A 22,180-nucleotide genomic window follows, 5' to 3' on the forward strand; every position below is an offset into this window, starting at 1 on the left:
CGACCATCAAATGTTAGCTGGTCGCAAAAAAGTTTGGCTAAAATGGATCACGATGAAATTAGCTTTCAAAGCTAGTATTTGTTAGCTGTGAATTTCTATTGATTTATGTTTATTAGTGTCGGCGCAGATATTTTTGGTCGAGTGTGCAACCCTTCTCGAAGGAAGCCGTTAGTGAGGGATAGAAACCCATTATCGGAGCACTGTATGGCCAAGGAACTCGACCTTTCGAAAGGTGGCGCGAACCACCAGAAGCCCAAGGGTGACGACGACGTGATGACGACCGCGCAGGGTCATCCGATAGCCGACGACCAGAATTGGCTGACGGCCGGACCGCGTGGGCCCCAGCTGCTCGAAGACCAGATCGCGCGCGAGAAGATTTTCCATTTCGATCACGAGCGCATTCCCGAACGCGTCGTCCATGCGCGCGGCTATGGTGTGCATGGCCATTTCGAGCTGAAGAAAGCGATCCCGCAATATTCGCGGGCACGGATCTTCAACGAGGAAGGCATCAGGGTGCCCACCTTCACGCGTTTTTCCACCGTGGCCGGCAACAAGGGCTCGCCCGATCTTGCGCGCGACGTGCGTGGTTTCGCCACCAAGTTCTACACGCAGGAAGGCAACTGGGATCTCGTCGGCAACAACATTCCGGTGTTCTTCATCCAGGATGCGATCAAGTTCCCCGACCTGATCCACGCCGCCAAGCCCGCGCCCGATCGCGGCTTTCCGCAGGCGCAGACCGCGCACGACAATTTCTGGGACTTCATCAGCTTGAGCCCGGAGGCGATGAACATGGTCATGTGGATCATGTCAGACCGCACCATCCCGCGCTCGTTCCGCTTCATGGAAGGCTTTGGCGTGCACACCTTCCGCCTCGTCAACGAGAAGGGCGAGAGTCACTTCGTCAAATTCCATTGGAAGCCCAAGCTGGGCCTCCAGTCTGTGATCTGGAACGAGGCGCTCAAGGTCAACGGGATGGACCCCGACTTTCATCGCCGCGATATGTGGGATGCGATCGACGCAGGGGACTTCCCGCAGTGGGACCTGGGCATCCAGGTGTTCGACGAGGAATTCGCCGAGCAGTTCGATTTCGACGTGCTCGACGCGACCAAGATCATCCCCGAAGAGCAGGTCCCGGTCGAGATTATCGGTACGCTGACGCTTGACGCCAATGTCGACAATTTCTTTGCCGAGACCGAGCAGGTAGCATTTTGCACGCAGAACCTGGTGCCGGGTATCGACCATTCGGACGATCCGCTGCTGCAGGGGCGCAATTTCAGCTACCTCGACACGCAGCTGAAGCGGCTGGGCGGTCCCAACTTTACCCATTTGCCGATCAATGCGTCGAAGTGCCCGGTCCGCCATTTCCAGCAGGATGGCCATATGGCGATGACCAATCCCAAGGGCCGCGTGAATTACGAGCCTAACAGCTGGGGCGATGGCGACGGTGCCCAGGAAGATCGCGGACCGCGCGCTTGCCCGATGAAGGGATTCCAAAGCTACGAGGCGCAGGTGGAAGGGCCCAAGATGCGCGTGCGCAGCGAAACCTTTGCCGATCACTACAGCCAGGCGCGTCAGTTCTATATCAGCCAGACCCCGGTCGAGCAGACGCACATGGCGAACGCGCTGACTTTCGAGCTGTCCAAGGTGGGTCGCATGAGCATCCGCAAGCGGATGATCGGCCACTTGCGCCATATCGACGAAGGACTGGCGCAAGAGGTGGCCGACGGGATCGGCCTTCCCGAACTGCCCGAAAAGGTGCCTGCGGCCCGAGACCCGATCACCGATCTTGCCGAAAGCTCCGCGCTTTCGATCCTCAAGAACGGTCCCGGTAATTTCAAGGGTCGCAAGCTGGGCATCTATATTGCCGACGGGGCCGATGCGGATGTAGTCAAGGCGCTGAAGGATGCCGCGACCAGCGCTGGCGGCATGGTCGAGATCGTCGCACCGCACGTGGCCGGTGCCAAGCTGTCCGACGGCAAGATGATGGAAGCCGACGAGAAGATCGATGGCGGTCCCTCGGTCACCTACGATGCGGTGGCCGTGGTGATGAGCGAGGCTTCGGCTAAGCGCTACAACACCGACAAGCCGAGCATCGACTTCGTCAACGACGCCTTTGCCCATGCGAAATTTGTCGCCTACGTCCCCGCGGTCAAACCCCTCTTCGAGACGGCAGGCGTGTGGAACTGGATGGACGACGGCTTCGTCGATGTCTCGTCCGGCAAGGATGCGGCCAGCGCCTTCATCGAGAAGTGCGGCGAGCTGCGCTTCTGGGACCGCGAGAGCGTGAAGCAGGACTGAGCGGGAAGGACACCGACATGAGAAACAATCGAGAAATCGGCATTGCGGGCACTGTCGCCGCCGCGGGCGTGGCGCTGGGCGCCGTGGCCTTCGGCGCCTTCCTCTCCCGTCGGCATGACGGCGGCGGCGACGATGCGCCGAAAATCGCTCGCCGGAAAAATCAGGGTGAACACGCGCTGGTGGGCCGCACGGTCACCATCCGCAAGCCCGCCGCCGAGCTGTATGCCTATTGGCGGGACTTCGGAAATTTGCCGGAGTTCATGGAGAACGTCGAGCGGATCTCCAAGCAGGACGGAACGAAGGGCCATACGACCTGGACGATCAAGGCGCCCGCCGGGACGACGGTCGACCTGAAGACCGAGATTGCCGACGATGTCGAAAACGAACGCATCGCCTGGGCCTCCGTCGAAGGCTCGGATATCGAGACCAGCGGCGAGGTGACTTTCACCGAGGCTCCCGGCGATCGCGGCACCCGCGTCTCGCTTCGGATCGAATACGATGCGCCGGGCGGCGTCATCGGGCGCGGGATTGCCAAGGTCTTCCTGCGCGAACCCGAAGTGCAGGCCCGGCACGACCTCAAGCGTTTCAAGATGCTGATGGAAACGGGCGAGATTGCCACATCGGCGCATCGCAAGAGCGAAACGCGCAAAGCAAAACAGCAGGAGAACGGATAATGCGTGCACTTACATGGCACGGAACGCACGACGTCCGCGTGGACAGCGTGCCCGATCCCGAAATCATCAACCCGCGCGACGCGATCCTCAAGATCACCTCCACCGCGATCTGCGGTTCGGACCTGCACCTGTATGACGGCGTCATCCCCGGCGTGGCTCCGGGCGACGTGCTCGGCCACGAATTCATGGGCGAAGTCGTCGAAACCGGCAAGGACAGCACGCTGAAAAAGGGCCAGCGCGTAGTTGTACCCTTCACCATCAGCTGCGGCGGTTGCTTCCACTGCCAGATCAAGCAATACTCCGCATGCGAGAATTCCAACCCGGCTGAAAAGCAGGACATGTCGGCCACGCTTTACGGCCATCCGATGGCTGCGCTGTTCGGCTATTCACACCTCACGGGCGGCTATTCGGGCGGTCAGGCCGAATATGTCCGCGTGCCGTTTTCCGATGTCGGACCGATCGTGATCCCCGACCATCTCGAAGACGAGAAGGTGCTGTTCCTCTCCGATATCCTGCCGACCGGCTGGATGGGTGCGGAGAACGCCGATATCCAGCCCGACGACACGGTCGCCGTGTGGGGCTGCGGCCCGGTGGGGCTTTTCGCGATCCAGTCGGCCATCATCATGGGCGCGAGCAAGGTGATCGCGATCGACCACTATCCGCACCGGCTCGAACTGGCCAAGCAGCTCGGCGCGGAGGTAATCAATTTCAAGACCACCGAAGTGCGTGAGGCATTGATGGAAATGTCGGGCGGGATCGGCGTGGACGCCGTGATCGATGCGGTCGGCATGGAATCGCACGGTTTCGCGGTCGACAACATGCTCGACATGGTCAAGCAGACCGTCGGCATGGGCGCGGACCGTGCAGCGGCGCTCAAGCAGGCGATCCTGGCGGTCCGGCCCGGAGGGCGCGTCTCGATCCCCGGCGTGTATGGCGGGATGACCGACAAGTTTCCGCTGGGCGCGCTGATGGAAAAGGGGTTGCAGGTGCGTGCCGGCCAGACGCACGTACAGCGCTATACCAAGCCGCTGCTCGACAAGATCGAGGATGGCACCATCGACACGACCTTCCTCATCTCCCACCGCCTGCCGCTGGAAGACGCCCCGCGCGGCTACAAGAACTTCCGCGAGGAACAGGACAGCTGGACCAAGGTCGTTCTCAAGCCCGGTATGGATGCGGGGGCCCCCGCATGAGTTAAAACCCGGTCGACAAGCTTACCGGTTTCTGCGTGGTCACCGGTGCATCGAGCGGTATCGGATTGGAACTGGCGAAACTGGCAGCGAAGGATGGCGTCGCCCTACTGCTCGTTGCCGATCGCGATCTAGAGCCTGCCGAAGCGACCCTGCGCGATTGCGGCGCCGCTTTGGTCGAGATGATCGAGACCGACCTCGGCACCGAAACGGGGATCGAGGCCCTGATGAACAGTATTGGCGAGCGCGATGTCGACGTGCTGGTCGCCAACGCAGGCCACGGCCTGGGCGATGCATTCTTCCTTCAGCAGTGGAAGGCCATCGCGCATGTGATCGACACGAACGTTAAGGGCACGGTGTCGCTGGTCCACAGGGTCGGCGCGCGCATGGTCCTGCGCGGCCAGGGGCGGATTCTGGTAACCGGGTCGATTGCGGGCGACATGCCCGACGCGTATCAGTTGGTCTATAATTCGACCAAGGCCTTCGTGAATGATTTCTGCGTCGGCCTGGCGAACGAGATCAAGCACACCGATGTCGTGATATCCTGTCTGATGCCAGGCGTGACCGACACGCAGTTCTTCGAGCGCGCCGGGATGGAAGACACGCAGGCCGGGCAGATGGACAGCAAGTCCAATCCGGCAAAGGTCGCGCGCGATGGCTATCACGCGCTCCTCAAAGGCGAGACGCAGGAGGTTAGCGGCCTCATCAACAAAGTGCAGGACATCTTCGCCGACATTCTCCCAGACGAACTGGTCCTACAGATACATCGACGCCTAGCGCTGCCCGAACGCTAGCCTTGGCGAGAACCTCTCCGACAGGATTAGCCATGAATTAGAGAATGGTGTGGCACAGCACCTGTCTCCAACCTTGGCGTGGTTTGCCTGGTTGCCTCTCGCAGGTGCTCGTGTCGGAACGTCGGCAGCGCATTCCTGACAGTCGCCTTGGAGGGTGCTCCTCTTTCTTCAAAAGGATGCCAGGAACGCCGCCGCGCGAAAGGATATTCAAGCGATTAACAACGCCGATGAAAGAGCACGGCTTTCGCGGTCGGAGGCCCTGAATTCGAACGCAAGGCGAAGGTTCATCGGTAGGGTAGCGTGATCGAGACCTTTTACTGATGTGTCGTTTAGACGATAGAGTCCGCTTATGTGCGATCTCGAAGCATTATTTAACGACCGAAATTTGGGGCGCAAAGCTGACAGACAAAAGCTGGGCCGGCTGCGGTTAGTCAACTTTCTCGCTAAAATAGGACAGAAGCTGACACTAAATTCCAGAAGGCCAATTAAAATGGAAAGGTGCGCTCAAAAATCTGGCGCGCATGATCGGGCGCTACCTGCTATTTGATAGCCGAGCTCTCGGGCCAAACTAGGCATCGGCGCACCATTGTTCGATTCGCCTACCTTCAATGCGCTACGGTCTTCCTAAGGTTCGTGCCAAAGTGGGGCTGTAGATTTACTCCAAATTCATACAGCAGCTTGCCGACCTGCAAACCAAATCAGCGGGGAAAAACCCAAAAAATCAACTATCTACTGCTCATGTCCCAATATGTAACATTCTAGCATGGCGGCATTGAATATTCGGGAATCATCCTTTAGTAGTTCGTTAACGAATCGAAGGTCGCACTTTATCTGCGGAGCGATACATCGCCTGCAATTCGGATCGGTTAGAGGCTACGTTGGTGTAGTCTTTAAAGGGGGAAGTGTGACTTTCAGGCCATTCTACATTTGCGCTCTGGGCGCAGTCGCGTTCGGTGCTGGCAGCGCTGCTGCTCAGGATTTGGTCTACGAACCGATCAGTCCGACAAATGGTGGCAATCCGTTCAATTCGGCACACATACTCGGCACGGCGAACGCGCAGAACGATTATCGCGATCCGCGAAGCACAACCACCAATTCACAAGCCGACATTTTTGCGCGGCAATTGCAATCGCGACTGTTGTCGGCTCTCTCGTCTCAGATCGTCGATGCGATTTTCGGAGATAATCCGCAGGAGAGTGGGACAATCAGCTTCGGTGGCCAGACCATCGACTTCTTCCGTTCGCTGGATTCCGTCACCCTCGAAATCAGGAACGACGAGACGGGCGAAGAAACCCGCATCGTGATCCCGCTTTTCATCGAGGTGAACTGATGCGGTACGTTCGCACGTCAATCCTGGGTCTTGCGGCTGCCTCGCTCGCCGGGTGCATGAGCGTGGGCGACGATGGACGCGACTTCATCCCGCCGAAGACCAGTCTCGCCTATTTCCCCAAGAAAACCCAGACGCAGAACCTCCTCAACGGGCTTCCCGCGCCGGAACGCCAGGTGGCGATCGCCGTATACGGTTTCACCGACCAGACCGGCCAGTTCAAGCCGACGACCAGTGGGCAAACGCTTTCCCGGGCCGTGACGCAGGGCGCCAGCTCGATGCTGGTTCGCGCGCTGCAGGAAACGGGGCAGCGCCAGTGGTTCACCGTCGTCGAGCGCGAGCGCCTCGATAACCTGCTCAAGGAACGCCAGATCATTAGCGAGATGCGCAAACGCTATCTCGGGGAGCAGGAAACCGATCCTAACGCCCTGCCCGCCCTGCTTTTTGCCGGTGTCCTGTTGGAAGGCGGGATCGTCGGCTACGACAGCAATACGGTCACCGGCGGCGCCGGCGCGGCGTTCTTGGGTATTGGTGCCCGACAGGAATACCGCCAGGACACCGTCACCGTTTATCTGCGCGCCGTCTCTGTGCGGACGGGCGAGGTGCTGACCAATGTCACCGCATCCAAGACGATTGCGAGCCAAGCCATCGGGGCCAGCGCTTTCCGCTTCGTAGCGTTCAAGGAACTGCTGGAGGCGGAAGCCGGAATCACGTCGAACGAACCGGATCAGGTGGCCCTGCAGCAAGCGATCGAAAAGGCTGTCTACGGACTGGTTCTGGAAGGCGTGGAACTCGACTTGTGGCGATTTGACGACATGGAGGGGGCGGCTGCGATAAGGCAGCATTACCTCGCCGAGAAGAACGGAATTTACGATGCCGGCGATGTCCAGCGCGCAGTCAGGCGTGCAGGCGCCGTCTCGGCACTGAAAGTCATCGACACCGGCGAGGAGGATGACGACGATTCTTGAGCTTTGACGGCCCTAGCCAGCGGGCGATGAGCCCGGACACGGGGCCGTCAAAGAAAAAAGCACGCACAGGAGCGGCAACTCCGAATGCGTGCAGTGATTGGGCTGCGATACCCTGAAACGCCCGTGCGTCTGTGCGCAGGTGCGTGACGGCTATCGCCTTTATGAAAAGGTGATGCAAGATGAAGACTGTCTTTAATCTGTCAAACCTCCTTCCGCGCCGCGGCAGCCATGCTGTCGGCGCCGTTGGCGTTGCGCGAAATCTTCGTCCCATCACCCCCATGTAATTGCGGGACCGGCAGCCAGTGGCTGTCGGTCCCGTTTTCGTTTCGGCGGGGGAAACCGCTGGAAATCAAGCGGACCAGATGAGCCCGCATCAAAATCAAAGTCGCACAACACCTGAAAGCAGAAGGAAATTGTGATGAAAAAGACGATCCTTACCGGCGCCTCTGTACTGGCGCTCTCGATTGCTGCTCCTGCGTTCGCGCAGAGCAATGACAGTGACATCGATCAGGACGGCACGAACCACAACGCCACGGTCACCCAGAGCGGGACGGGTTCGGAGTCGGACGTCACCCAGGAAAACACGAACAATACCGCGGTCGTCGACCAGCAAGACGCCACGGACGGCGCCGAAAGCACGTTAAGTCAGGTTGGCTCGGACGAACGCGCCAGCGTGATCCAGGTGAGTGGCGCTGCGGTATCGACCATCGCCCAGTCGGGCGGTGCGCAGAATGCTTCGGTTTTTCAGGATGGCAGCAGCACCTCGACGATCGAGCAGAGCGACCGCTTCAACGAAGCCAGCGTCAGCCAGACCGGCGACGACAACTTCAGCACGGTCGTTCAAACCGGCGAGAATGGCGCTGTCGGCGATCCCGACAATGACTATGCCAGCGCGGATGCAACCGACCTCGTCGGCGTGAACCAGCTTGGCGCCGGCAATATGAGCACTGTTCTGCAGAACGGTGACAACACCGTTGCGGACGTGAACACGATCGGTGACGACAATACCGTCATGATCACGCAGGATGGCAATTTCTCGAACGCCGTCGTCAATCAGCTCGGCAACAGCAACACCGCAACGGTCGTGAACCAGAGCGCGGACGGAACCGGCGACAGCAGTCCGGCAGGCGCGCCGGTCGTGCCGAATGTCTTCGCGGATGCGCTGATCGACCAGACGGGCGACGACAACGTTGCCAGTGTCGAACAGGCAGCGGTACCTGTCGATGCCACGATCATTCAAACTAGCGACCGTAACAATTCGTCGATCGTGCAGACCGATACCGCCGTGGGCGCCTCGGCGACGTCCCGTCAGCTTAGCGATGGCAATACCAGCCGCATCACCCAGAGCGCGGGTGCCAGCGCCGAGGTAACGCAAGGCGGCGGTATCAACGATCTCGGCCCGCGAACCTGGGACGGGGATTCATTCCCGCCGCCGAACGGCGCAGGTGAGAGCTTCGCCAACAACGTTTCGCTGATCGACCAGCAGGCCGATGGGGCGGACGCACTCGTCAACCAGAATGGTACCATCAACCGGTCGTCGATCGTACAGACCGGCGCAGCATCCGCCGACGTTTCGCAGTCGGGCGTCTACAATACCTCGATCGTCGGCCAAAGCGGCAACGGCTCGGCTGTTGTCGAACAGAGCGGCAGCCACGCCCGCAACGCGTCTCTCATCGATCAGAGCAGCTTCGACAGTTCGGTTCGCGTGACCCAGACCGGTTCAAACGTGGTAGATCCCGCCAACGCTCCGACCAATGAAAGCTTCGTCAACCAGAGCGGAAACGCGCAGGACGCCGTCGTTTTCCAGAACGGTGACGAGAACCTGTCCAACCTGACCCAGTCGAACAGCGACAACTCTGCCGATGTGAGCCAGGACGGAACCAGCAACACCTCGACCGTCAATCAGTCGGGTACCTTCGGTTTTGCCGAAGTCGGCCAGACCGATTCCGGTCACTCATCGACCGTGACGCAGAACGGTGCCATCAACGCGGCCTATGTGACGCAAGAGGGCGCAGACAATACCTCGACCGTCACGCAGACCTCGACGGTAATCAGCGGCGCAGTCGTCGACCAGGCCGGTTCGGACAACACCTCGACCGTGACCCAGGGCTTCATCGGCGGCCACCAGGCACGGGTTCTGCAGGACGGTGTGAACAATACCTCCACCATCGACCAGGCCGGACTGCTGAACAGCGCAGGCGAGTTCTTCGACGAGAACGAGGTTGGCGTGACGCAATCGGGCACGAATGGCACGTCCACGCTGACACAGCGGGGCAGCAACCAGTCCGCCTTCGTCAACCAGATCGCCTCGAGCTCCGACAGTGTCTCGATCATCGATCAGGGTGGGACGTTCGGCAGCGGTCACCTCGCCACGGTCCGCCAGGAAGGCGATACCGACAGGTCTAAGATCATTCAGCGCGGATTCCGTCAGGAAGCCGACGTGCTGCAAGCTGGGCTCAATAACGAATCCTTGATCGACCAGGGCAATTTCCTGGGTTCCGACAATCTCGCAGTCGTCAATCAGTCCGGTGAGAGTGGGAAGTCGTCGATCTCGCAGAACGGCGAGAACAACGAGGCGCGCCTGACCCAGGCCGGCTTCGAAAACGACTCGGTGATCAAGCAGCTGGGTGATGGCAACTATGCCGATGTCACGCAGACTGGAACCGGTGCCGTGTCGAACATCGACCAGAACGGCAACAACAACAGCGCGACGGTAATGCAGAGCAGCCCGGCGTCCTGAAAATGACCGGGTGGCGACGATCTGTCGCCACCCGACCTTTTTGCGGGCGCAGCCCGCAAAGCCCCAAGCGAACAGTAAGAATTCGCGCCAAACCCATTGGTCGCAGACCACTGTAAGCAAAAGGAAATTATGATGAAAAAAACTATCCTAGCCAGCGCCTCCGTAATCGCGCTCGGTCTCGCCGCTCCCGCCTTTGCGCAGAGCAATTCCGACATCGACCAGCTTGGTAGCAACAACGACACCACCGTCACCCAGACCGGTAACGAGAACCAATCGACCGTGGATCAGAACGGCGACGACAACTTCGTCGAAGTTACGCAGAATGAAAACCCGGCGGGCACGGTTGGTTTCAGCGTGCCCTCCAACGTCGTAAATATCGACCAGGACGGCAACAAGAGCCGCGCCCGTGTCGAGCAGGACAATGATAATCCGGGTGGCGCATCGAACATCGCAAATATCACCCAGGCTTCGAGCTTCGATTCGTCTGACACCGACACCGACAGCACCGTTCCGTCGGGCTTTGCGAATAACGCCCGAATCATTCAGGACGGTAGCGACAACCAGTCGACTATCAACCAGACGGATAACGGCCTAAATGGTGTTGGCCTGACCGGTGCTGCCGCATACAACTCGCAGGAAGGAACAGGTCACCGTTCCACGGTCGATCAGTATGAGATCAGTGGCGATACGGAGTTTGATCCGGCTTCGCGTGTCGACGTTTTCCAGACCGGCTCGGACAACGATTCCATGGTGCAGCAGACCCGTCAGGCGAACAGCGCAATTGTGACCCAATCGGGCTCAGGTAACGACTCCGATGTCAACCAGGTCCGCAGCAACAATATGGCCTCGGTTACGCAAACCGGCACAGGCGGCATAAGCAACGTGCAACAGTCTCAGTATGATGAAGCCACTGTGAATCAGGGCGGGCTGATGAATGACAGCAATGTCGATCAAGGCGGTAGCCGTCTGGTTGCTTTCGTCGATCAGATCGGCGCAGACAACGATTCTATCGTGATCCAGCGGGGAAGCGATAACACTGCCGAGGTGGATCAGACTGGTGATCGCAACTTCAGCAATGTTCGCGAACAGTTCGGTTCGTTCAATAATTCTACCGTTGCACAAGATGGCGATGACAACCGCAGCACGATCCAGCAGGGGAACCCTGGCGCAGGGAATGGGCTGACGGACGGCCTCGCTTCGGTTGATCAGGGTGGTGACGGCAATGTCAGCTCCATAAATCAGCAAGGCAGCGGTCAGATCGCAATGCTAAACCAGTCCGGCAATAATAATGAATCCAGGATCACGCAGCTGGATGGGGCTGGTACCGGCGGGAACGAGGCCGATGTTCTGCAGTCGGGTGACTTCAATATGTCGACAATCCTGCAGAGCGGAACGCTCAACACGGCTGACGTGATTCAATCGGGAGATAGTAACGTCTCGACTATCGATCAAACCGGCAACGGCAATTCCGCCACTGTTACACAGGGCGGTGTCGGAGCGGTCAACAGTCAGTAAACCGCTTGGCGGCGGGCCGTTTCGGTCCGCCGCCCATGGTTCCCGGGCGGGTTTCGTGGCCCGTCCGGGAATTGCTACAGTAAATTTTCCGCAAAAGGATTATGCCATGCCGTCGTTTCGCACAATCGCCCTGCCGCTGGCATTAGGTGCCCTGACCGCAGGAACGCCGATCTTCGCGCAGGACGGACGGGGTGCCGGTGACGACCCTTGTGCCGGTAACACGGTTGGCGTGTGCAACATCAACGATGGAACCGGCGGTTCGACCTTTACGGATGGAAGCCTTCCCACCCCTGCCGAGGACCGGCGCGGCGTGTTCATCACCCAGGTCGGCGCTACGAACCGCGCCGAGGCCCGGCAGACGGGGAGCAACTCCTTCGCCCGCATCGCGCAGTCAGGGGATGTCAACGAGGCTGATGTCGGGCAGTCGGATGGCAGACATTTCGCAATCGTCGCGCAGGACGGCGACGAGAATATCGCGCGCGTCGGCCAGGAAGGTCCCGGCCAGACCGTTGCCATGCTCGCACAGCAGGGCGACAGCAATGTCGCCGACATCTCGCAGAACGAAAACGGCAGCCTCTATTCGGCCGTAGCCGCCAGTCAGACCGGGTCCGACAATCTCCTGAACCTGGTGCAGGACGGCAGCGACAACCAGGCAACCCTTACCCAGAACGGCGATGGCAATGCGATGACGGCAACCCAACTGGGCGCAGGCAATCGCCTGGAGTGGACACAGGACGGCAGCGGGCTGTTCGACCTGGAAATTACGCAGGACGGCGGCCAGGCCATGCAGGTTACGCAAACGAATACCGGCGGGGGGAATTGAGCCGATGAACCGGTCTTTCGCCTTTTCACTCGTGCTGGCTTTTGCGCTGGCGCAGGGGCTCGGCGCGCAATCGCCGGGCAGGCAGGGCGAGGATGCGGTCTTCATCGACCAGGCGAACGGCAAGCCCGACGATCGCAGTCCTGCCGGCGTGGCAGAAGAGGAGCCGCCGCAACCGGACCGAACCGTCGACGTTTATGGCGGTGCGAATGGCAGCGATGCGGACGATGGGCGGCCGGTCGAACAGATTACCGCAGCGCAGTTCGACCTTGCCGCGCTGAATCAGCTTTCGAGCGAGGACGTTTCGACCCTGCTGGCGCAACTGGACGAGACCGAGCGGCAGGTCCTGATCGACACGGTTCGCGGCACCGATATCTGCGAGAGCGAGAATCAGAGCGAGCCCATCCGCCTCTTGTGCTCGAACCGGCTCGAGACCCGGTCGGCGGAGTTTGCGTCGGCGCAGCGCAACGGGCTGTCGCCCGAAGAGCGGTTGCTGGGCGAATCCCTCGACGGCATGCAAAGCCGGTCGATCGAGGGTGCGGTCCGCCGCCTTGTTCGCAATCCTGATGCATCCGACGAATTCGAAAACCAGGCGATCGCTTCCGTAGCCCTGTCTGCCAACACGCCCGTAGACGCAGCGCCCTCTCCGGAGGACGGAACGGGAGCCGGCGAATTCTCAGCCGAAACGCAGGCGCTGATCAATGCTATTATCGAACGCTTCGGCGGACCCGGTGGAGGAGCGATGTGATGGCGCCCCCTTTGTTGCTATCTGTCGCACTTGCCGTTGCGGCCTTGGGAGGATCTGAAATGAACACCACGAAAGCACTTTCGATGGAAGTTTCGGACAGCGGAAACGAAGCGGAAATCGAGATCATTGCCAATTCCGGCATCGCTCAGTCCGTGGAGTACGAGATCGAAATCACGGGCCAGTCGCGCGCAGTCCACAAGGGGCGCACGGATTTGGCGGCTGGGAGCACCCACACCCTTTCCCGTTTCAGGGTTTCGTATGCCGACGAGTGGTGCGCGCGGCTGTCTGTAAAAGAACAGGCAGGCTCCGAGTACGTCCTCTTTGCCGGCACATGCGAGCAGACAGATCCGGTATCGAACTGAGTAACCGATGAGTGCGATGATCTATTCCGGCCAGCGATTTGAGAGTCAACGAGCAAGCGGTGTGCTCGTTGCAGGGGCTGCAATCTCTTCGATATTTTTTTCTACGGTTTCAATTTTCCCCATCCTGATTCAGTCGAGCGCCCCGAGCGAGCCACCATTTGATGACTCATCCACGGATTTAACGAGCCAAACATCGCCAGTCGACGCATCGGCGCGAAGCGCTGGTACAGGTCGGGGCTCCGACGATCCCGGATCGACTGTCGACATAGGAGAAAACGACGTCGCTGTGCCGTCGAGGAAGCTCGCAGCACGGCAAGAAACGGAGCGTGGAAAGTCCTTAGAAAAACAGGCAAAAGTTTCCTTCGACGCGGATGTAGCGGATGATCGACTGCTAGCCCCAACCCTCGACAGCAGCGTTACCTCTTTGGCCGATCCGGCGCGAGATGGGTCGGTTTCGATGCTTCACAGCACCGACAGACTGTCTCATTCGGCCTCGACCGCACAAAGCGGTTCGCCTGTTGCAGGAAAACCGGAGACCGAGCAGGATGTTGCCCTCGCTTCGCTCTCGGCGCCCACAGGCCCGAGCGATACCTTGCTAAGCAGCGTCTCACACAAGATGGAGGAACTGGAGAACGCCCGGTTTGTCATCTCGCTAAGGTCGAAAAAATTTGAATTTGAAATTGGCGAAGGCGAGAATGTTGACCCCTCGCCGACACCCCCCCCGTCTAGCGCCTCCGCAATTGCCGAAAATCGCTGGGTCAGTTCGATCAAGCCCTACGAACGAAGGGCATACATCGATCAGGTTACGAAACTCCCGACCGATGCGCAAATCGCTCAAATCGAGATACGCGATGCGTCCTCACAAATGGTTCTGCGACATGGCGATCGCTCGATCGCGACGGTCGCATTCCAAGTCGACGAGGCATCTCGTATTAGTGTCAGCATCGGTCAGCTTCTCGATGTCTTCCAGGATCGGTTCGATGTCGAGCGCTTTGCGTATCTGAGAGGGTCGCGAGCGAGCGATATGTTTGTCACCCTGGATCGGCTGCGAGAAGCCGGTGTGCCGATCACTTATGATCCGGTCTACCACGAACTGATCCTACCTGATTACACTGGTTAACCTGCATGCAGCAGTGCGTTCCGGTCGAAGCTCTTGCGACACACAATGGCAGGTTGGTTGACGTATTTCTATCAAAAGGCATTAAAAGTCTTTCCAACGAAAAGGCAATTTGATGAATTACGCTCTCTAAAAAATGTATGGTGCGGCCCGCGTCGTTTCATCATACTGGCCCGATAAGATAATCCCTGATGGAACCTAGAAGAGGGGCCGCTTCTGGGCGTTGCGGAGGAGGGCTCGAACGTCCGAAAAGGGGGCGCAAAACCGACTTTCGCATTGCCCACACTTTCTATTCGACTTCGGCAGTAAACGAAGCATTGGTGTGATCACTGGATCGCGGCCGCATCGACTGGCTGCCGCCCCGGCGACGTGCTCGGCCGGGGCCTTGGGTGGTGGGAGCGGCATGTCGCCGCCCCGGTAAAGGAGTACCACCCATGACGAATCAGACTACCAAGAAGGCGACCGGCTCCACGACTACCGCCAGCCGGGAAAATAGTGCGCGGCCGCGCGAGACCAAGATCGGTAAGATCGTTACGCTGCTCGAGCGCAAGGACGGCGCAACGCTCGAGGAGATGATAGGGGTCACGGGCTGGCTACCGCACACCACGCGGGCAGCGCTGACGGGGCTAAAGAAGAAGGGGCACACGATCGAACGCGACAAGCGGGGCGATGCGGCTTGCTACCGCATCACTAGGAGCGCGTGATTATGGCGAACCTCGAAGACCAGCTTGCGAACCTGAACACGCTGGCGAAGGGAGACCTCAAGGACCGGTGGGCAAAGCTCACCGGTCGCCCGGTCCCGCAAGTCAGCGCCAAGCTGCTCCGCTTGGCGCTCGCCTACGAACTGCAGGCCAAAGCGCTCGGTGGCTTGCCGCGCAAGACAAGGCAGCGGCTCGACCAGGCGGTGGCAGCGAGGACCCGGACAAGCGATGTACGTCCCGGCATGCGGCTCGCCCGCGAGTTCGGCGGCAAGGTCCACGTAGTCACCATCGGCGAAGGCGGCGAGATCCGATGGAACGAGCGCGAATGGCGCTCGCTGAGCGAGGTGGCCCGCGCGATCACCGGGACGCGGTGGTCGGGCCCTGCCTTCTTCGGCCTCAAGCAGAGGAGGAAGGCAGCATGAGAAAGGTCCGCTGCGCGATCTACACCCGCAAGTCCTCCGAGGAAGGTCTTGAGCAGGACTTCAACTCGCTCCATGCCCAGCGCGAGGCTTGTGCCGCGTATATACTGAGCCACGCATCGGAAGGCTGGTCGCTGCTCGATGAAGAATACGATGATGGCGGGCTTTCGGGCGGAACGCTCGAGCGACCTGCCCTCCAGCGCCTGCTAACCGATATAGAGGTGGGGAAGGTCGACATCGTCGTGGTCTACAAGGTCGACCGGCTGACACGCTCGCTTATCGACTTCGCCAAGCTGGTCGAGACGATGGACAAGGCCGAGGTTAGCTTCGTCTCGGTCACCCAGTCGTTCAACACCACCAACTCGATGGGACGGCTCACGCTCAACATGCTGCTGAGCTTCGCCCAGTTCGAGCGCGAGGTCACCGCCGAGCGCATCCGCGACAAGATCGCCGCCTCGAAGGCCAAGGGCATGTGGATGGGCGGCGTCCCGCCGATCGGCTACGAGCCTGATGGCCGTAGCCTCAAGATCGTCGAGGAACATGCATCGCTCGTGAGAGAGGTCTTCGCGCTATACCTCGAACTAGGGAATGTCCGGCTGGTGGCCGAACAGATGCGCGAGCAAGAGATCCATTCGCCGCGCCGCGTGCTGGCCACCGGCAGGGAGATCGGCGGAGGACCGCTGACGCGCGGCCAGATATACAAGTTGCTCGCCAACCCGGTCTACCTCGGCGAAATCCACCACAAGGGGCAGGTTTATGATGGCAAGCACGAGCCCATTGTCGACCGGGCGACCTGGGACCGTGTACAGGCCATGCTCGCGGCCAACCTGCAAGGCGAGGAGCGTAAGTCCCGGACAAGGTCACCAAGCCTGCTCGCTGGATCCGTCTTCGACGAGCACGGCGAGCCACTCGTCGCAAGCCATGCCTGCAAGGGAAAGGTTCGCTACCGCTACTACGTCAGTCGATCGCTGCAACACGCCGGGGACGAGCACAACGAGACTGGCATCCGTATCCCAGCCAGCGAACTCGAAGGCGCAGTAACCAAGCGCGTGGCCGAGGCGCTGCGCGACCCGATCACGCTGCTCGCGGATGCTGGCCTACCGATCGAGGCCGGGAGACTGCCATCGATCAACCGGACATGCGCCGAGCTTGCGGAACAGGTCTCATCCAAGGACCGGCGCCTTTTGAACGAGCTGGTAGAGCGGATCGTAGTCAGAGCGAATGTAATCGAGATAGCGCTCAGCGGCCTGGCCCTGCTGGCCCGGCTCGGATATGCAGCGGAAGAATCTTGCCGCGTCGTACTCAAGTCCGAGGTAAAGCTTAGTCGCAGCGGACGCGCGCTGCGGCTCGTCCAGGCAGATGGCAAGCCCGCGACACTCGCCTCCGCCGATCCCGGGCTAGTCCAGCTGCTGGTTCGCGCGCGCAAATGGTGGGCTCGCCTTTCTAGCGGGGAAGCCGACATCGCCACCATCGCCCGTGACGAGAAGGTCAACGATTCGTGGATTTCGCGGGTGGTAAGGCTGAACTTCCTCGCACCGGCCATCGTCGATGCCATCCTCTCTGGATCGCAGCCTATCGCGGTCTCGGCAGCGACCTTGCGCTCCGCCGATCTCCCGACAAGATGGGATGAGCAGCTCGCCTACTTCAACATGTAGCGCGATCGCACCAAGTCCGAACTCACCGCGGCGCTTCGGCGCCACTCTTCGTTCGAGCTTACTCTGCAGAGCCAAAGGCTTACCGCATTCCGGTCTGGCCAAATTGCCTGCAGAGAAAGGCGGCCAAATTGACCCTGTAAGCGCACAGCGACGGCTCTCTGCAGACCGGACCGGGCGCGCGAATGGCGCTGAACCCCGCGGTTTCTGCCGGCACAAAAAACATTCGATATCAGGTACGTGAATAGTGGCGGAGACGGTGGGATTCGAACCCACGATACGGGGTTACCGTATACACACTTTCCAGGCGTGCGCCTTCGACCACTCGGCCACGTCTCCGCATTCCCGCCGCGCGGCTGGTTCGCTGGTCGTATGTGCGAAACCTGCGGGGCGGGAAGGCGCGCGTCTAGCCAGCTTCACATTGCACTGCAAGCTCTGCGGTCGTAGCGAGGAACATATGACCCGCATGATCGGATTGCCGTGCTCGCTCGAAGAGATGGAAGCGATGGCCCGCACCGCCATGGCACGGCTGCCACAGGCGTTCCGCGACCGGATGCACGACATCGTTTTCGAGGTGCAGGATTTCGCCACCGAGGAGGTGCTGGACGATCTCGGCATCGACAATCCCTTCGCGCTGACGGGCCTCTATGAGGGCGAGGCGCTGACGGAACGCAGTATCGAGCATTCGGGGCGGATGCCTCCGCGCGTCTTCCTCTATCGCCGGGCGATCCTCGACGAATGGGCGGAACGCGGGGACGAGACGCTGGAGCACCTGGTCGCCCATGTGGTGATTCACGAGATCGGCCATCATTTCGGTCTGAGCGACGACGACATGCATGCGCTGGAGGACATGGTTTAGCCTGCTTTGCGAACCCGCCTCCGCGGCTTCGTCCTCGGTGTTTTTTTGACCCTGCGGGCGGGGCCTGTTGGCCCCGAGCCATTCCAAGGCAACGGCCTTGTCGCGGAGCTCGGCGCGCGCCTAGCGCGCCGCAAGGGCGACTGCCCGCCCGCAGCGCCGAAGGCGTGAGGATTTCGCACGCCGGATGGCGTGCGGACAACAAAAAGACTCCCTAACCCCTAGGCGCGGCCCGGCTACCGTGACAAAAAGCCGCCCATGAAACAGCTCCTCGCCGCCACCGCCGCTTTCGCACTCGCCACGTCCGCCACAGCGCAGGAGGAACCGCAGGGCGCTCCCTCTCCGAACGAGATCGTCGCGCAGGCGGATGCGTCCGACTGGAAGGCAATCGACGCCGAGGACCTTCTGGTCATGACCCTCGCGCCAGACCGCGACGGCAACGAGCGACAGGTCGTCATCCAGCTCATGCCGCCGCCCTTCTCGCAAGGCTGGGTCGAGAACATCCGCACCCTCGCCCGCGCCGGATGGTACGACGGCGTCAGCATCAACCGCGTGCAGGACAATTACGTGGTGCAGTGGGGCGATCCCAATGTCGACAATCCTGAAGCCGAGGGCGACGCGAAGCCGCTGCCCACTGGTTTGAAAGTAATGGACGAGCGAGATTACGTCGTCAGCCAACGCAGCGAGGCGCTGACCGATATCGCGATGCGCGGAACCCGGTTCTGGCGCAATTTTTATTCCGTATTCCAGAAAAAGACCGGCATCATGTCGCCGGGCCTGAAGGGCAAAGGGGTGAACATCGACAATTACGCGACCTACTTCTACTTCGCGCGTGGCTGGCCGCTGTCTATGCGCGATGGCGAGTGGTCGCCCGTTCATTGCTACGGCATGGTAGGTGTCGGACGCGGCTATTCTCCTGACACCGGGTCGGGCGCGGAACTCTACACGGTGATTGGCCATGCGCCTCGACATCTCGACCGGAACATTGCCCTGGTTGGCAGGGTCGTCGAAGGGATCGAGCATCTCTCCAGCCTGCCGCGCGGCGAAGGGGCGCTGGGGTTCTACGAAGATGCAAGGAAGCGCGTTCCGATCGAGAGCATTCGCGTGGCGAGCGACTTGCCTGCCGCCGAACAGCCCCGCTTCGAGTACCTTTCCACCGAACGCGAGACCTTCGCCCGTTATGCCGAGGCTCGGGTTAACCGGCGCGATCCCTTCTTCATCGAGCCTGCGGGCGGCGCGGATATCTGCAACATCCCCGTACCTGTCAGGCGGATCATCGCCGAGTGACGATCAGACCAGCCCGCCGCGAGGACGCAGAAGCCATCGCTGCTCTGCATGCCGCGAACTGGCGGCAGGGATATGCGGGTAATTTGCCCGGCGACTATCTCGCGAACGAGGTGGAGGCCGACCGCCTCACGGGCTGGCAAGACCGGCTCTCCACGTCCGACGACGGGCGCGAAACACTGGTCTCGCTGGACGCGGCTGGGGCATTGGCGGGGTTTGCCTGTGTCTATCACGGCCACGACCCGGTCCACGGCGCCTTCCTCGACAACCTCCACGCGAGCGCTGCACATCGCGGCCAGGGGCACGGACTTGCCCTGTTCCGGGAGATAACAAGGCTGGTCGCCGCGCGCGATCCTGATAGCGGACTGTATCTGTGGGTGTTCGAGAAAAACGAGGACGCCCGCGCATTCTACCGCAAACTCGGCGCGAGAGAAATCGAACGGACCGACACCCAATGGGCCCTCGCAATGGGAGAATGGCGCCTGCGCTGTCGCTGGACAGCCGAGGAACTGAACGCCGTGGCAGCAGGCTAGAGGCTCTGCATCAACTCGATGCGATTGCCGAAAGGGTTGTGCGCGAAGCGGCGCATGTCGCCCCCTACCCCCTGTCGGCCTGCGCCACAGCGTCGCTGGCCCTGAGCGCGCTCAATATGCGGGTGAGGTGCGCCAGGTCCTGGACCTCAAGCTCGATCTCATAGCTGGTGAAAGGATGGTCCAGCTGGGTCTGTTTCAGGCTGCGGACATTGACGTGGTTCTTGGCGAAGATGCCGGCCATTTCAGCCAGCGTGCCGGTCCGGTCGTACAGCGTCACCTTAAGCCGGCCGACCGCGCCCTGGCTGCGCTTGTCCCATTGCAGGTCGAGCCAGTCGTTATCAATGCCGCTGGCCAGCGTCAGGCAGTCGATGGCATGGACCTCAACGCTCTTGTTCGGATGGCGCAGGCCCACGATGCGGTCGCCGGGGACGGGATGGCAGCAGGTGGCGAGGCGGAAGCCGACGCCCGGCGTCAGTCCGCGGATCGATATCGCCCGCTCGCGCCTGATCCAGTCGGGATCCCCGCCCTCGATCTCGGTGGTGCAGCCCGGCACCAGCGCTTCCATCACGTCGCGGTCGTCGATTTTGGCCGCGCCGACAGCGAAGTACAGATCGTCCTCGTCTTCCAGTTCCAGCCGCTTGACCGCGGCACGAATGGCTTTCTTCCCGATCTTGGCAGGCACGCGGTCGGCGATGTCGTCGAACAGCTTGTGACCCAGCGCCTCGATCTCGTCGCGTTCCTTCAGCCGCACGGCCCGGCGGATGGAGGCGCGTGCCTTGCCTGTCACGACGAAACCCAGCCACGACATCTGCGGCTCGGCATCCTTGCCCTTGATGATCTCCACCACGTCGCCATTCGCCAGCTGCGTGCGCAGCGGCATGTGCCGGCCATTGACCTTGGCCCCGACCGTCTGCGCGCCCAGATCGGTATGCACCGCAAAGGCGAAGTCGACCGGCGTCGCCCCCTTGGGCAGCTGGAACAATGCCCCCTTCGGCGTGAACGCGAAGATACGGTCCTGGTAGATCGCCATGCGCGCGTGTTCGAGCAGTTCTTCCGCGTCGTGGCTGGCATCGACGATCTCGATCAGGTCGCGCAGCCACGCCACCTGACCATCGTGCGAATCCTGCTGCTTGTAGGCCCAGTGCGCCGCCAGGCCGAAACCGTTGGTCCGGTGCATGTCGTGGCTGCGTATCTGCACCTCCACCCGCATCGACTTGTCGAAGATGAGCGAGGTGTGGAGCGAGCGATACCCGTTGTTCTTGGGGGTGGAGATGTAATCCTTGAACCGGCCGGGAATGAACTGCCACGTCGTGTGAAGCAGGCCCATCGCGCGGTAGCAATCCTCAACGCTGTCCGTCAGCACGCGGAAGGCGAAGATGTCGGTGATGGCATCGAAGCTGACATGCCGTTCCGCCATCTTGCGCCAGATGGAATAGGGTTGTTTCTCACGGCCATGCACCTCGACCTGCAGGCCCGCCTCTGCCAGCGCCTGCTTGATGGCGAGCGCGATGGCATCGACCTGGCCGCCATCGCTTTCGCGGATCTGCGTCAGCCGGCCCGTAATGGTCTCGTACGCCTCCGGCTCCAGGTGCCGGAACGCCAGCGCCTGCATCTCGCGCATGTATTCGTACATGCCGATGCGCTCTGCCAGCGGGGCATAGATATCCAGCGTCTCGCGGGCGATGCGGCGGCGCTTCTCCTCCTTCTTGATGAAATGGAGCGTGCGCATATTGTGCAGCCGGTCGCCCAGCTTCACCAGCAAGACGCGGATATCCTCGCTCATCGCCAGCAGGAACTTGCGCAGGTTTTCCGCCGCGCGCTCGTTCTCCGGCATCTGCTCGATCTTGCTGAGCTTGGTCACGCCGTCGACCAGCCGGGCGACATCCTTGCCGAAATTCTTCTCGATGTCGTCGATCGTTGCCAGCGTGTCCTCGACCGTGTCGTGGAGCAGCGCGGTCATGACCGTCGCCTGGTCCAGCTTCAGGTCGGTCATTAGCCCGGCGACTTCTACCGGGTGGCTGAAATAGGGATCGCCACTGGCGCGTTTCTGCGTGCCGTGTTTCTGCACGGTGTAGACATAGGCGCGGTTGAGCATCGCCTCGTCGGCGTCGGGGTCGTATTCCTTGACCCGTTCAACAAGTTCGTACTGGCGCAGCATCGCATCCCATGATGTGACGCCGCG

Annotated in this window: 19 protein-coding genes and 1 tRNA gene; 18 read left to right on the forward strand and 2 right to left on the reverse strand. The window is 60.8% G+C overall.

The genetic code is table 11. The annotated features are described in order from the left end of the window. Window positions 1–204 precede the first annotated feature (204 nt). The 15 genes from PF049_12385 to PF049_12455 all read left to right on the forward strand — a co-directional run bounded on the left by PF049_12385 (window position 205) and on the right by PF049_12455 (window position 17,328). A complete protein-coding gene (locus PF049_12385; protein WBY16373.1) occupies window positions 205–2,298 on the forward strand; it encodes a catalase in 2,094 nt (697 codons plus the stop codon). 17 nt (window positions 2,299–2,315) lie between these two features. Continuing rightward, entirely contained in the window at window positions 2,316–2,972 is a 657-nt protein-coding gene (locus tag PF049_12390; protein ID WBY16374.1) for an SRPBCC family protein, read from the forward strand. Continuing rightward, a complete protein-coding gene (locus tag PF049_12395; GenBank protein ID WBY16375.1) occupies window positions 2,972–4,165 on the forward strand; it encodes a glutathione-dependent formaldehyde dehydrogenase in 1,194 nt (397 codons plus the stop codon). Before PF049_12390 ends, PF049_12395 begins: the two co-directional genes overlap by 1 nt. A 35-nt stretch (window positions 4,166–4,200) precedes the next feature. Continuing rightward, entirely contained in the window at window positions 4,201–4,956 is a 756-nt protein-coding gene (locus PF049_12400; GenBank protein ID WBY16376.1) for an SDR family NAD(P)-dependent oxidoreductase, read from the forward strand. 904 nt (window positions 4,957–5,860) lie between these two features. After that, window positions 5,861–6,286 carry a curli assembly protein CsgF gene (locus tag PF049_12405; protein ID WBY16377.1) on the forward strand — a complete coding sequence of 142 codons (426 nt, stop codon included), beginning with the start codon at window positions 5,861–5,863 and terminating at the stop codon, window positions 6,284–6,286. Beyond that, the gene (locus tag PF049_12410) at window positions 6,286–7,251 is read left to right on the forward strand and encodes a CsgG/HfaB family protein (protein ID WBY16378.1); all 966 of its coding nucleotides are present in this window, start codon (window positions 6,286–6,288) and stop codon (window positions 7,249–7,251) included. Before PF049_12405 ends, PF049_12410 begins: the two co-directional genes overlap by 1 nt. 418 nt (window positions 7,252–7,669) lie before the next feature. Then, window positions 7,670–9,991, forward strand: a complete 2,322-nt coding sequence (locus PF049_12415; GenBank protein ID WBY16379.1) for a hypothetical protein — start codon at window positions 7,670–7,672, stop codon at window positions 9,989–9,991. Between the two features lie 132 nt (window positions 9,992–10,123). Continuing rightward, a complete protein-coding gene (locus PF049_12420) occupies window positions 10,124–11,506 on the forward strand; it encodes a hypothetical protein (protein ID WBY16380.1) in 1,383 nt (460 codons plus the stop codon). 106 nt (window positions 11,507–11,612) lie between these two features. After that, complete coding sequence (locus PF049_12425) at window positions 11,613–12,329, forward strand: hypothetical protein (GenBank protein WBY16381.1); 717 nt, start codon at window positions 11,613–11,615, stop codon at window positions 12,327–12,329. 4 nt (window positions 12,330–12,333) lie between these two features. Beyond that, complete coding sequence (locus PF049_12430; protein WBY16382.1) at window positions 12,334–13,074, forward strand: hypothetical protein; 741 nt, start codon at window positions 12,334–12,336, stop codon at window positions 13,072–13,074. A gap of 59 nt (window positions 13,075–13,133) precedes the next feature. Then, a complete protein-coding gene (gene csgH / locus PF049_12435) occupies window positions 13,134–13,436 on the forward strand; it encodes a curli-like amyloid fiber formation chaperone CsgH (GenBank protein ID WBY16383.1) in 303 nt (100 codons plus the stop codon). A 7-nt stretch (window positions 13,437–13,443) separates the two neighbouring features. Next, entirely contained in the window at window positions 13,444–14,556 is a 1,113-nt protein-coding gene (locus PF049_12440) for a hypothetical protein (protein ID WBY16384.1), read from the forward strand. 431 nt (window positions 14,557–14,987) lie between these two features. After that, window positions 14,988–15,257, forward strand: coding sequence for a DUF3489 domain-containing protein (locus PF049_12445; protein WBY16385.1), 270 nt, complete (start codon window positions 14,988–14,990; stop codon window positions 15,255–15,257). A gap of 2 nt (window positions 15,258–15,259) precedes the next feature. Beyond that, window positions 15,260–15,676, forward strand: a complete 417-nt coding sequence (locus PF049_12450) for a DUF2924 domain-containing protein (protein ID WBY16386.1) — start codon at window positions 15,260–15,262, stop codon at window positions 15,674–15,676. After that, on the forward strand, window positions 15,673–17,328 hold the full coding sequence (locus PF049_12455; GenBank protein WBY16387.1) for a recombinase family protein: 1,656 nt from the start codon (window positions 15,673–15,675) through the stop codon (window positions 17,326–17,328). Before PF049_12450 ends, PF049_12455 begins: the two co-directional genes overlap by 4 nt. Before the next feature lie 245 nt (window positions 17,329–17,573). On the opposite strand, the gene PF049_12460 is transcribed toward PF049_12455, so the two are convergent. Next, window positions 17,574–17,664: transfer RNA gene (locus PF049_12460), tRNA-Ser, on the reverse strand. A 118-nt stretch (window positions 17,665–17,782) separates the two neighbouring features. Between PF049_12460 and PF049_12465 the strand changes: the two genes are divergently transcribed. From PF049_12465 to PF049_12475, 3 genes are all read left to right on the forward strand, one after another. Next, window positions 17,783–18,184 carry a metallopeptidase family protein gene (locus tag PF049_12465; GenBank protein WBY16388.1) on the forward strand — a complete coding sequence of 134 codons (402 nt, stop codon included), beginning with the start codon at window positions 17,783–17,785 and terminating at the stop codon, window positions 18,182–18,184. A gap of 255 nt (window positions 18,185–18,439) precedes the next feature. After that, on the forward strand, window positions 18,440–19,468 hold the full coding sequence (locus PF049_12470; protein ID WBY16389.1) for a peptidylprolyl isomerase: 1,029 nt from the start codon (window positions 18,440–18,442) through the stop codon (window positions 19,466–19,468). Next, entirely contained in the window at window positions 19,465–19,998 is a 534-nt protein-coding gene (locus PF049_12475) for a GNAT family N-acetyltransferase (GenBank protein WBY16390.1), read from the forward strand. Before PF049_12470 ends, PF049_12475 begins: the two co-directional genes overlap by 4 nt. Before the next feature lie 64 nt (window positions 19,999–20,062). Here the strand turns inward: PF049_12475 and PF049_12480 are convergent, their stop codons facing one another. Beyond that, the gene (locus PF049_12480; protein WBY16391.1) at window positions 20,063–22,156 is read right to left on the reverse strand and encodes a bifunctional (p)ppGpp synthetase/guanosine-3',5'-bis(diphosphate) 3'-pyrophosphohydrolase; all 2,094 of its coding nucleotides are present in this window, start codon (window positions 22,154–22,156) and stop codon (window positions 20,063–20,065) included. Window positions 22,157–22,180: the final 24 nt, after the last annotated feature.

The sequence above is a fragment of the Erythrobacteraceae bacterium WH01K genome (genome assembly GCA_027941995.1).
In the GTDB taxonomy this organism is placed as follows: domain Bacteria; phylum Pseudomonadota; class Alphaproteobacteria; order Sphingomonadales; family Sphingomonadaceae; genus CAJXSN01.